This is a genomic window from Paraburkholderia largidicola, assembly GCF_013426895.1.
In the GTDB taxonomy this organism is placed as follows: Bacteria; Pseudomonadota; Gammaproteobacteria; order Burkholderiales; family Burkholderiaceae; genus Paraburkholderia; species Paraburkholderia largidicola.
The window spans coordinates 2,938,494-2,950,719 of record NZ_AP023174.1; the positions used below are offsets into that span (position 1 = coordinate 2,938,494).

The window sequence follows — 12,226 nt, forward strand, 5'->3', positions numbered from 1 at the left end:
AACCCCTGCCCGCACGATCCTTTCGGTCACTTGGGCATTTCGATGTTGCTGTCATTCGCTTCTGTTTTCCTTGTCCGTTCGCAATCCCGCGCCTCGCATGCCGATCGCGCCTATCAGTGCGCAAACTGAGCGGCCAGCCCCACGACGACGGGGCCCATCAGCGGCAGCAGAATGTTCGACAACGCGTAGGTGATCGTGTAGCCGATGACGGGCGTCGAATTGCCCGTCACGCCGACCAGCGCGCTGATCGCGGGCGTGCTGCACTGCTGGCCGGCAATCGCGCCGAGCAGCATCGGCGCGTCGAGCTTCAGGAACATCCGGCCGATCCACAGCGACAGCAGTCCCGGCACCAGCACCATCAGAATTCCGACGACAGGCAGCGCGAGTCCGTATTCGCGCACGAGCTTGATCGCATCCGGTCCGGCCGACAGCCCGACCGCGGCGATGAAGGTCGCCAGCCCAAAGTCCTTGAGGATTTGCGCGGCGGCGGGCGGCAGCGAGCCGACGAGGGGATAGTGCGAGCGGATCCAGCCGAACAGCAGCCCGGACAGCAGGCACCCGCCGCCCGTGCCGAGCGCGAGCGTGACGCCGCCGAAGGTGCCCGACAGCCGCCCGATCGCCATGCCGATCAGCACGCCGAGGCCGAGATAGACGAAATCCGTTTTCAAGGTGGCGGGCAGCAGGTAGCCGAGCCGCTTCGCGCCGCGCAGCACATCCACCTTCGCGCCGACCAGCGTCAGCACGTCGCCGCGGTTCAACTCGGTGCCGGGCAGCGCGGGCACGCGCGACTCCAGCCGCGTGACGGCCGCGATATAGATGCCGCGCCCCTGTTCCGGGTCCGCGCGCTCGCGTAGCTGGCGGATCGTCGCGCCGTGTGCGTCCTTGCGCGTGAGCACGACGTCGACCATATCGGCGAGTGCCGTCGAAAAGTGATGGCCCGATGCGACTTCGTCGCCGATCGACGGCGCAGCGGCGACCAGCGCCTCGCGCCTTCCGCCGACCAGCACGAGATCGCCCGCCGCGAGCATGAGATCGGGCGCGACGCAAAGCGACGCGCCGCCGCGCTCGATCTGCTCGACCGTCAGGTTGTGGCCGTATCGCGCCTCGAAGGCGCCAATCGCGACACCCGCCGCCGGACCGACGCGGAACGCGCGCCCCACCAGCGCGGGCGCGGCGAGCCGCTCCCCTTCCCCGAGCGAGTCGCCGCCGCCGAGTTGCCGCCATACGCGCTCGGCTTCGTCGCGCAGATTCACGCGTAACAGCAGTGCGGCGAACTGGCTCGTGAACAGCACGATCGTGATAAGCCCGAACAGATAGCTGACGCTGTAGGCGGTGACGATATTCGCCTGCAGGCGCAACGTCTCGGCTTCGGCCATACCGAGCTTCGCGACGGCTTCCGAAGCCGTGCCGATCACGGCCGATTCCGTCGCCGCACCTGCCAGCAGCCCGGCTGCCGTGCCTGGATCGAGATGCAGCAGCCAGACGGCGAGCATCACGAGGGTCAGCACCGAAACGATTTCGACCACCGACAGCAGCCCGTAGCGCCAGCCGCGCCCGATATTGGCAAAGAACTGCGGCCCGCCCGTGAAGCCGAGCGCGAAGATGAACAGCGCGAACGCGATGTTCTTGAGATCGGGGCTGATGCGCGCCCCCGTTTGCCCGAGCAACAGCGACACGATCAGCGTGCCGCACACGCCGCCGAGCTGGATCGGGCCGATCTTGAACGAGCCAATCAGATAGCCGAGTGCAAGACTCGCGAACAGCGCAATCTCCGGCTGCGACTTAAGCAATTCGGCGACCATGTTCCGATTTCCCGGCAAAGCGGATCGTTGTATGAATCTTTTTAAAAATGTGGCCCGCGATAATCCGCACGGCAATTAGTCGCGTTAATTGAAGCGCGTGAATATCTACCGGAATTAACCGGCCATATTCGAGGCGGATGTAATGCGCCGCACTGACGGATTTACGTCAGACGAAATGGCGCGAGCGGTGAGAAGCCTTGAATCAGCTTGTGTTGCTTCTGTTGACAGACATCGTTCCCTCGCAAAGTTGTCGAACAACCGGAACACGATTCGTGCAGCCGAAGGCTTTTTTATGTCCGCATTTGAAGCGTGCGGAAATCGTTTAGACCGTTTCCGCTATATGACAGAAATGCCAGCCTTTTTACAATTTCGAAATAGCGTCGTCGTTTTAATAGATATTGTAATTGCCAGCGACTGTCAATATTATTTTTGTGCCGGATCTGCAAAATTTATGAACCCTCAGATTGTCTGCAATCTGACGGTACGACACCCGCAAAGGCCGACGCAGAAAGCTGCCGCACGCCACAGCCGGGTCAACGACGCGCGGCAGCACCGCGCTAGACGAGGGCGCCACCATGAATCAGATCTACGCCATGCGGGTCTTTGTCCGGGTCGCCGAAACACAGAGCTTCAGGCGAGCGGCCCAGCAACTGAAAGTATCGAACGCGCTCGTGACGCGCTCGATCGCCACACTCGAAGCGCACCTGCATGCGCGCCTCATTAATCGCACGACGCGCAACCTTTCGCTGACCGAAGCCGGCACGCATTATCTGGAAGGTTGCCGCGGACTGCTCGAGGAACTCGATCATCTGGAAGGCTCGGTCGCCGGCACCGAGCGCGAGCCGGGCGGCACGCTGCGCGTCGTCGCGACGGGCGCACTGTCGGCCCAGGCACTCACGCAACTGCTCGACGGTTACCGCCGGCGTTTTCCGAAGGTGCGTATCCGGCTCACGCTCGCCGAGCGCCTGCCGCATCTGATCGAAGACGGCTATGACGTGGGCCTGTTCATTGCGGGTCCGTCGGCGGCGGGCGCGTCGGCGGATACCGACAGCGTCGAACTGTCGTTCGCGACGCAACGCCTCGTGCCGTGCGCCGCGCCGTCGTATCTGGCCGCGCGCGAGGAGCCGCGCCATCCCGATCATCTGGCGCTGCATTCGTGCATCGCGACGCCTTCCGAGCAACGCGGCCCGACCGTCTGGCATTTCATCGAAAGCGACGGCGACGCGCAGCCTGTCACGCTCGATCCGTCGTACATGGTCAACAGCCCGCTGCTGGTGCGGCTCGCGGCGATTGCCGGAATGGGCGTCGCGGTGCTGCCCGAGCCGCTCGTCGCCGACGACTTCGCAACGGGCGCGCTGAAGCGCATCATGCAGGATTACACCGTCGACGAATCGCAGGCCAAGGTGTCGCTCGTCTATCCGCGCCGCCGTCATCTGCCCGCGAAAACCCGCGCGTTCGTCGATTACACGCTCGAGCATGCGGGTTGTCCCGCGTCAGCGCTGCCTGCCGACGCGCATGCGATCATCCCGCACGACCTGCATCCCGCCGCGCAGCACGCTTCGTGAGCCACGCGCGGTTGCTCACGCATCGATGACGCCCCGCGGGCGTCCATCAGGAGGCCAGTGACCATGCGCATGATTTTGTTCAGCAGCCGCCAGTACGACATCGACACGTTCACCGAGGCGAACGCCGCGTTCAGCTTCGAGTTGCACTTCCAGGAGTCGCATCTCGAAGCGGACACGGCCATCCTCGCCGAGGGTTACGACGTCGTGTGTCCGTTCGTCAACGATCTGGTCGACGCCGCCACGCTCGAACGCCTGCATGCGGGCGGCACGCGGCTGATCGCGCTGCGCTCGGCGGGCTTCAATCATGTCGATCTCGCGGCGGCGCAGCGGCTCGGCATCGGCGTCGTGCGCGTGCCCGCCTATTCGCCGCACGCGGTCGCGGAGCATGCGGTCGGGATGATCCTGGCGCTGAACCGCAAGCTCGCGCGCGCTGTCGCCCGCACGCGCGAAGGCGACTTCTCGCTGAACGGGCTGCTGGGTTTCGACCTGCACGGCAAGACGGTCGGCGTGATCGGCACGGGGATCATCGGCCGCTGCTTCGCGCGGATCATGGCGGGGTTCGGCATGCAGGTGCTCGCGCACGATCCCGGGCCGCCCGCCACTGAGTTGCTGGCGCTCGGCGGGCGCTACGTGCCGCTCGACACGCTGCTCGCGGATTCGGACATCGTGAGCCTGCATTGCCCGTTGCTGCCGTCTACGTATCACATGATCGATCGCCACGCGCTCGCGAAGATGAAGCGGGGTGCGATGCTGATCAACACCGGGCGCGGTGGGCTAGTTGAGAGCAACGCGCTGGTCGGCGCGCTCAAGAGCGGCCAGTTGGGGCATCTCGGGCTCGATGTGTATGAGGAGGAAGGTGGGATCTTCTTTGAGGACCACTCGAATCTGCCGTTACAGGATGACGTGCTCGCGCGGCTTTTGATGTTTCCTAATGTGATCGTCACCGCGCATCAGGCTTTTTTCACACGCGAGGCGATGACGGAGATCGCGCAGACGACGCTCGGGAATGTGGAGGCGTGGCGGGATGGGACGCCGAGGAATGTGGTTCAGGTGTAGTTGGTTTTTGGTTTTTGCCGGCCGGCGGCTGGAGGGTGCTTGCTGTTTTGCGCTTGCGCTTGCTCTTGCGCTTGCTCTTGCGCTGGCATCCGCGTTTTGCTTTCGTGCTTCAGGCGTCGCCCCTGTGCGGGGCGGCACCTACTTTTCTTTGCCGCCGCAAAGAAAAGTAGGCAAAAGAAAGCGGCTCACACCGCCAGAGCTTGTTCTTATCCACGGGCCCCCAACGTCCCCATGCTTCACACCGCAACTTCCCTGCTGGCATGCGTTGCCAGCGCTTTGAATGTGCTCATCCCCTACGTCAGACTCCCGCACAAAGGCCAGCGGCAGCGAATGGTCTACGCCGCCCAGGTGGCAAACTGTGTGTAGCTTATCGCGTCGTATGCGTTAGCGCTCTTACGGGTGGCACGCGTGCGCTATCGGTTCGAAGTAAGGGGTGCGGAGCACTTGGGCCGACACACAGTTTGCCACCTGGGCGGCCGTGGACTTTCTGGCGCGGCGTGCCGAGACGCGGGCACATGAAGCGGGTGAGGCGTACAGGGAGAACGTTTGCAGCGGGCGCGGAATGGCGTGTTGCCGTGTGAAGCGTAGGACCCGCTGGGGGCCCTCAGGCAAACACAAGAACTGGCGGTGTGAGCCGCTTTCTTTTGCCTACTTTTCTTTGCGGCGGCAAAGAAAAGTAGGTGCCGCCCCGCACAGGGGCAACGCTAGCAAACCAATAACATCACGCGGATGCCAGCGAACAAACCCCAAAAAACCAAACCAACGGCGTCGCCGACAAACCCACACAAAAACCCGCTCAGGAACGCGGCCCGCCAGCCACATTCCCCGAACTGGGTCGCAACGCAGTGCGCGCATCATCGGACGCGCCACAATATTGGCGCAAGAGCGCCGCCTCCCGCTCATGCACTTCCACTGGAAACCACACGGCGCCCGCCGCCATCATGTACCGCGCGCGATGCTGCCCGTTGCGGAACGCGACCACGCCTTCATGCTCCAGCCTGAGCCAACCGAGCAGCCCCGGCGCGCAGCGCGTCGAAATCGTCACATAGGGCATATGCGGAATCCGCGCATTCGATGGATCGAGAAACTCACGGATGCCGCGCAACTTCCCGGGGTGCCATTCCTGCACAGGAGGCAACACGTAATCGGTGTCGTCGCGATCGGCGCACGCAATGAGCTTGCGCGCATCGACCAGCACGACCTGATGGCGCGTGCCGTCCGTCGCGAAGACGCGCTTCAGGCGCACGTGGCCATACGGCGGATGCTCGTGCAGCGGAACGATCCAGACAGGCTCGCTGCCGGACGACGGCGCTGCCTCGGGAGGCGTAATCGGTAGTTCCATCAATGAGGACATAGGGCGGACTCCATGCGCCGGTGCGAGCGCGCGCCCTGGCTGTTCGAAATTCGCCTAAGCTACGAGTCGATTGTTAAAACCGCGTGACTTGTCGGCAAGCGATTCGCGCTGCATCGCCGCCCGTGCGCCACGCATCGTCGCGAAGGCTGTTGCTTCCGGTTTAGCGGTCGTTTTGCGCAGTTCTTTAGGGTGTCGCCACGCGCACAACCGTGTTTTTTTCAGTGCTCTTCATCCAGTCTAGGTCTTGCAGCGCAGCCCGAAACGGAGAGAACGATGGCTAGCGAACAGTTCGGCGAATTCGTGCGAATCGAAACTGCACAAAAAACCCCAAGTGCACAGAAACAGCAAGTTGCGCTCCCGTCCGATGCCGTCGCAACGATCGTCATCGACCGCCCCGCGCGCCGCAATGCCATCGACCGTCCGACGGCGCAAGCCCTCGCTGCCGCGTTCCGCCGCTTCGAGGCCAACGACGCGTGGCGCGCCGCCGTGCTGACGGGCGCAGGCGGCACCTTCTGCGCAGGCGCGGACCTCACTGCTTTACAAGACGACGAGCGGCGCAACGAATTGCACGCCGACGGCAGCGGCCCCGGACCGATGGGACCGACACGCATGATGTTCACCAAGCCCGTGATCGCGGCGATTGCAGGGCATGCGGTGGCGGGCGGCCTGGAACTCGCGGCAATGTGCGATCTTCGCGTGATGGAAGCGGACGCCGTGCTGGGCGTGTTCTGCCGGCGCGTCGGCATTCCTCTGATCGATGGCGGCACGATCCGGCTGCCGCGTCTGATCGGCCACTCGCGCGCGCTCGATCTGATCCTGACAGGCCGCGCAGTCACGTCCGACGAAGCACTCGCGTTCGGCCTTGCCAACCGCGTCGTGCCGAACGGCGCCGCGCGCGCCGCCGCCGAGCAGCTGGCCGCCGAACTGGCCGCCTTCCCGCAGGCGGCGCTGCTGGCCGACCGCCGCTCCGTCTATGAAAACTCGCCGCTCGAGGATCTACCCGAAGCGCTGCGCCGCGAGGGCGCGGGCGGCTACGCGGCCGTGTTCTCGCAAGGGGTAGCGGGCGCGGCGGCGTTTGCCGCCGGGGCGGGCCGTCACGGCAGCGGGTTCGACAAAAAAGTCCCTTGAAATAAGGGGTATTCGCAGCGCAATCGCATCGGATTGGCGCCGCAATCGACGAAATACAACAGTGCGTGAAGCAGACCGCACAGCCGTAATGGCTTAGGTACAATCCCCTACTGATTTACCCTTTGCCGACGCCTGCGCACTCGTCCCGAAGACGCGCGACGGCAACGCGAACGGCCTTCCCGTCCGCCGCCGCGACCCTCCCGTGAAAGTCCCATCATGCCTTTGCCCCTGCTTGCACTTGCCGTTGCCGCGTTCGGAATCGGTACCACCGAGTTCGTCATCATGGGGTTGCTGCCCGATGTCGCGCGCGATCTGAGCGTGTCGATCCCGGCAGCGGGCATGCTGGTGTCGGCGTATGCGCTCGGTGTGACGATCGGCGCGCCGATCGTCGCGATCGCCGTCGCCAACATGCCGCGCAAGAAAGCGCTGATGAGCCTGATCGGCATCTTCATTCTCGGTAATCTGTTGTGCGCGATCGCGCCGGGCTATGCGGTGCTGATGGCCGCGCGCATCGTCACGGCGTTCTGCCACGGCGCGTTCTTCGGCATCGGCTCGGTCGTCGCGGCTGGCCTCGTTGCGCCAAACCGCCGCGCACAGGCCATCGCGCTGATGTTCACGGGCCTCACGCTCGCCAACGTGCTCGGCGTCCCGCTCGGCACGGCGCTCGGTCAGGCCGTCGGCTGGCGCGCGACGTTCTGGGCGGTAACGGGCATCGGCGTGATCGCGGCCATCGCGCTCGCCGTGTGTCTGCCGTCGAAAATCGAAATGCAGAAAGCGAGCCTCGTCCACGAGTTCACCGTGCTGAAGAACCCGCAAGTGCTGATGGTGCTCGGCACGAGCGTGCTGGCGTCGGCGAGCCTGTTCTCGACCTTCACCTACATCACGCCGATTCTCGAAGACGTGACGGGCTTCACGCCGCATGCCGTGACGATGGTGCTGCTGCTGTTCGGCCTCGGACTGACGGTGGGCAGCACGATTGGCGGCAAGCTCGCCGACTGGCGCCCGGTGCAGTCGCTGCTGTCGTTCCTGCTGGCCATCGTCGCGATCCTGTCTATCTTCGCGATGACGATGCACAGCGAAATCCCCGCGATGATCACGATTTTCCTGTGGGGCGTGCTGGCGTTCGCCATCGTGCCGCCGCTGCAGATGCTGATCGTCGATCGCGCGAGCAGCGCGCCGAACCTGGCTTCGACGCTCAATCAGGGCGCCTTCAACCTCGGCAATGCGACGGGCGCGTGGCTCGGCGGCATGGCGATCGGCGCGGGTGCGCCGCTCACGTCGCTGCCATGGGTCGGCGTCCTGACGGCGGCGGCGGCCGTCGCGCTGACGTGGTGGTCGGTGTCGCTCGACCGGCGCCTGCCCGTGGCGGGCTGAACCCGCCACGCGACATAACCGGAGCGTGCACCTCGCCATCACAGCGCGTGACATGCGGGCGGTGTAGCATTTCGCCCGATATGAAAGTCGTCTTCTCCCGTGATTTCCTCGCGCTGATCCTGAGCGTGGCCGTAGTCGGCCTCGGCAGCGGCGCGACCCTTCCCCTCACCGCCCTCGCGCTGACGCAAGCAGGCTACGGCACCGACGTCGTCGGCCTGCTGACGGCCGCCCAGGCGGGCGGCGGCCTGCTCATCGTGCCGATTGCCGGTTGGGTTGCCGCGCGCTGCGGCGGCCGGCACGCGATCATCGGCTCGGTGCTGGTCGTCGCGATCGCCACCGCGCTGATGCAGTTCACCGCCAATCTGTTCGTCTGGGCCGTGCTGCGCGCGCTGTGCGGCGCGGCGCTGATGCTGCTGTTCACGATCGGCGAAGCGTGGGTCAACCAGCTCGCCGACGATGCATCGCGCGGCCGCGTGGTCGCAATCTATGCGACGAACTTCACCCTGTTCCAGATGGCGGGCCCCGTGCTCGTCAGTCAGATCGCGCAGTTCGAGCACTGGCGCTTTCTGATCTGCGGCGCGATCTTTCTGATCGCCCTGCCCGTCCTGTCGATGATCCGCTCGGCGCCGCACGCGTCCGATGAACACGAACCGCACGGCAGCTGGCGTCACGTATTGCCGCAGATGCCCGCGCTCGTGATCGGCACGGGCTTTTTCGCGCTGTTCGATACGATCGCGTTGTCGCTGATGCCGCTCTTCGCGATGGCGCATGGCATTCCGAGCGAAATCGCGGTGCTGTTCGCTTCCGCCCTGCTGCTCGGCGACACGACCATGCAGTTTCCGATTGGCTGGCTTGCGGACCGGCTCGGCCGCGAGCGGGTGCATATCGGTTGCGCGGTGCTGGTCGTCGTGCTGTTGCCGCTGTTGCCGTGGGCCGTGCAGTCGCCGTGGCTGTGCTGGCCGCTGCTGTATGTGCTCGGCGCCGCGGCGGGCGCGATCTATACGCTGTCGCTCGTCGCGTGTGGCGAGCGCTTTCGTGGCGTGGCGCTGGTGTCGGCGAGTTCGCTGGTCGGCGCGTCGTGGAGTATTGCGAGCTTTGGCGGACCGCTGATCGCGGGCGCGCTGATGAAGAGCGTCGGCAATGACGCGATGATCGGCGTGGTGCTCGCGAGCGCGCTGGCGTTTCTCGCGGCGGCGTTGTGGGAGAAGCGGCGCGGTATGGTGAACGCGGCGTCCTGAAGACGCAAAAAAATCCGCGCGAGCTGATCGCCACGCGCGGATCGTTTGATCGAATCGCCTACAGCATCATTTATGCGCCGGAAGGATCTCACCGACGCAAGTACCAAAGCCGACGCGATAGCCATCGCCCTGACACCAGCCCGCGAGCGTCAGTTCGTCGCCGTCTTCGATGAACCCGCGTGTGCCGCCGTCCTTCAGTTGCAGCGGATTCTTGCCGTTCCAGGTCAGCTCCAGCAGGCTGCCGAACGAATCGTCGGCGGGTCCGCTGATCGTGCCCGAACCCATCAGATCGCCGACGCGCGTATTGCACCCCGACACCGTGTGATGCGCGAGTTGCTGCGCCATCGTCCAGTACATGTGGCGGAAGTTCGTGCGCGAGATGGTCGTCGCCTCTTTCGCGCCGTGCGGCTTGAGCAGCACTTCGAGCGAGATGTCGAACGCGTGATCGCCGGCGTGGCGCAGATAGTCGAGCGGCTGCGGGTCCTGCGCGGGCTGCGCAACACGAAACGGTTCGAGCGCGTCGAGCGTGACGATCCACGGCGAAATGGTCGTCGCGAAGGTTTTCGCGTTGAACGGTCCGAGCGGCACGTATTCCCATTGCTGGATATCGCGCGCGCTCCAGTCGTTCAGCAGCACCATACCGAAGATGTGATCCTCCGCTTCGCCGCACTTGATCGACTCGCCAAGCGCATTGCCGCGTCCGACGATAAAGCCCGTTTCCAGTTCGATATCGAGCTTGCGGCACGCGCCGAACACGGGCCGCTCCTGATCGGGCAGCTTCAACTGGCCATTCGGACGGCGCACGGGCGTACCGCTCACCACCACCGACGAAGCCCGTCCGTTGTACCCGATCGGAATCTCCAGCCAGTTCGGCAGCAACGCGTTCTTCGGATCGCGGAACATCGAGCCGACGTTCGTCGCGTGCTCCTTCGACGAATAGAAATCCGTATAGCCCGGAATCTGCACGGGCAGATGCAGCGTCGCGTCGGCCTGACGGATCAGCGCGCGGCTACGCAACTCGGCGTCGTCGTGCAGCGTCGTGTTGCCGCGCGCCAGCAGCTTGCTCAGCTGGATGCGCACGCTACGCCACGTGTCGCGGCCAAGCGCGATGAAATCGTTCAGCGAGTCGCGCACGAACACGCTGTCACCCGCGCCCGACGACGGCACCGTCAGCAGGCCCGCGCTTTCGAGCGCGGCCAGGTCGGCGATGCAGTCGCCGATCGCCACTCCGGCGCGGCGCGTCGCATTCAGCCCGTCGCTGAAGATGCCGAACGGCAGGTTCTGGATCGGGAAATCGCAGGACGGATCGTTCGCCGATTCGACCCAGCTTTTGCGCGACGCGTCGAGGGTCGCCTGAAGATCGCTCGATGCGTTCATCGTTGCTCCGGATTGAAGTGTTTCTTGAGACCTTGCCAGCATTCGAAGTAATGCGCCTGAAGCTGCGCCGTTTCGAGCGCGAAGCGGGTCGGCTTGAGCAGCGTGCGCGTCTCGAACATGAAGGCCATCGTGTTGTCGACCTTGTTCGGCTTGCTGGTGTCGATGTTCGACGCCTTCTCGAACGTGTCGGCGTCCGGACCGTGGCCCGACATACAGTTGTGGATGCTCGCGCCGCCCGGCACGAAGCCTTCCGCTTTCGCGTCGTACGCGCCATGCACGAGGCCCATGAATTCGCTAGCGACATTGCGGTGGAACCACGGCGGGCGGAAGGTATCTTCGGCGGCCAGCCAGCGCGGCGGGAAAATCACGAAGTCGATCGTATCGACACCCGGCGTGTCGCTTTGCGATTGCAGCACGAGGAAAATCGACGGGTCCGGGTGGTCGAAGCTGATCGAGCCGATCGTGTTGAAGTGGCGCAAATCGTACTTGTACGGCGCGTAGTTGCCATGCCACGCGACCACGTCGAGCGGCGAATGATCGATGTCCGCGCGCCACAGATGACCGTTCAGCTTCGCGACCAGTTCGAAGTCGCCTTCGCGGTCTTCATACGCGGCGTGCGGCGTGAGGAAATCGCGCGGATTCGCGAGGCCGTTCGAGCCGATCGGCCCGAGGTCCGGCAGACGCATCTGCGCGCCGAAGTTCTCGCAGATATAGCCGCTCGCACGACCGTCTGGCAGCGACACCGAAAAGCGCACGCCGCGCGGAATCACTGCGATCTCGAAAGGCTCGACGTCGAGCTTGCCCATCTCCGTGAAGATCGAAAGACGCCCGGCTTGCGGCACGATCAGCAGTTCGCCGTCGGCGTTGTAGAAGTAGCGGTCCTGCATCGACTGGTTGGCCGCGTACACGTGGATCGCGCAGCCGCTCATCGCTTCCGCCGAACCGTTGCCCGCCATCGTCACCCAGCCGTCGATGAAATCGGTCGGCTCGGCCGGCATCGGCAGCGGGTCCCAGCGTAGCTGGTTGGGCGGCGTGGGCGGCACGTCGGCGAAATTCGCGACGAGCCGGTGCGACGGCAGCGCCGTGAACGGCTGATGCACGGCGGCAGGACGAATTCGATACAGCCATGAGCGGCGGTTATGGCCGCGCGGCGCGGTGAACGCGGTGCCCGACAGTTGCTCGGCATACAGCCCATAGGGCGCGCGCTGCGGCGAGTTGCGGCCTTGCGGCAGCGCGCCGGGCAAAACCTCGGTAGCGAATTCGTTGGCGAAGCCGGACTGATAGCCCGGCTGGATTTCGCGTCGTGTGGATGATTCCATGCAAAGTCTCCAA

General features: G+C 64.7%; 9 protein-coding genes. 5 read left to right on the top strand and 4 right to left on the bottom strand.

Going from position 1 to position 12,226, the window contains the following annotated elements; all coding sequences use genetic code 11:
* Positions 1-113: 113 nt before the first annotated feature.
* Positions 114-1,802 (bottom strand): aspartate-alanine antiporter, encoded by a 1,689-nt coding sequence (gene aspT, locus PPGU16_RS13015; RefSeq protein ID WP_180720353.1) that lies wholly within the window; start codon positions 1,800-1,802, stop codon positions 114-116.
* A 575-nt stretch (positions 1,803-2,377) separates the two neighbouring features.
* Between aspT and PPGU16_RS13020 the strand changes: the two genes are divergently transcribed.
* A complete protein-coding gene (locus PPGU16_RS13020; protein WP_180720354.1) occupies positions 2,378-3,367 on the top strand; it encodes a LysR family transcriptional regulator in 990 nt (329 codons plus the stop codon).
* 63 nt (positions 3,368-3,430) lie between these two features.
* Positions 3,431-4,423, top strand: coding sequence for a 2-hydroxyacid dehydrogenase (locus tag PPGU16_RS13025; protein ID WP_180720355.1), 993 nt, complete (start codon positions 3,431-3,433; stop codon positions 4,421-4,423).
* 796 nt (positions 4,424-5,219) lie between these two features.
* Here the strand turns inward: PPGU16_RS13025 and PPGU16_RS13030 are convergent.
* Positions 5,220-5,777, bottom strand: coding sequence for a plasmid fertility inhibition factor family protein (locus PPGU16_RS13030; RefSeq protein WP_180720356.1), 558 nt, complete (start codon positions 5,775-5,777; stop codon positions 5,220-5,222).
* Between the two features lie 273 nt (positions 5,778-6,050).
* On the opposite strand from PPGU16_RS13030, the gene PPGU16_RS13035 reads away from it, so the two are divergent.
* The 3 genes from PPGU16_RS13035 to PPGU16_RS13045 all read left to right on the top strand — a co-directional run bounded on the left by PPGU16_RS13035 (position 6,051) and on the right by PPGU16_RS13045 (position 9,517).
* Positions 6,051-6,905, top strand: coding sequence for a crotonase/enoyl-CoA hydratase family protein (locus PPGU16_RS13035; RefSeq protein ID WP_180720357.1), 855 nt, complete (start codon positions 6,051-6,053; stop codon positions 6,903-6,905).
* Between the two features lie 216 nt (positions 6,906-7,121).
* The gene (locus tag PPGU16_RS13040) at positions 7,122-8,279 is read left to right on the top strand and encodes an MFS transporter (RefSeq protein ID WP_109482375.1); all 1,158 of its coding nucleotides are present in this window, start codon (positions 7,122-7,124) and stop codon (positions 8,277-8,279) included.
* Positions 8,280-8,359: 80 nt separating this feature from the next.
* A complete protein-coding gene (locus PPGU16_RS13045; RefSeq protein WP_180720358.1) occupies positions 8,360-9,517 on the top strand; it encodes an MFS transporter in 1,158 nt (385 codons plus the stop codon).
* Positions 9,518-9,583: 66 nt separating this feature from the next.
* Here PPGU16_RS13045 and fahA read toward each other — a convergent pair whose 3' ends face one another.
* A complete protein-coding gene (gene fahA / locus PPGU16_RS13050; RefSeq protein WP_180720359.1) occupies positions 9,584-10,894 on the bottom strand; it encodes a fumarylacetoacetase in 1,311 nt (436 codons plus the stop codon).
* Complete coding sequence (hmgA, locus tag PPGU16_RS13055) at positions 10,891-12,213, bottom strand: homogentisate 1,2-dioxygenase (protein WP_180720360.1); 1,323 nt, start codon at positions 12,211-12,213, stop codon at positions 10,891-10,893. Before hmgA ends, fahA begins: the two co-directional genes overlap by 4 nt.
* Between the last annotated feature and the right edge of the window lie 13 nt (positions 12,214-12,226).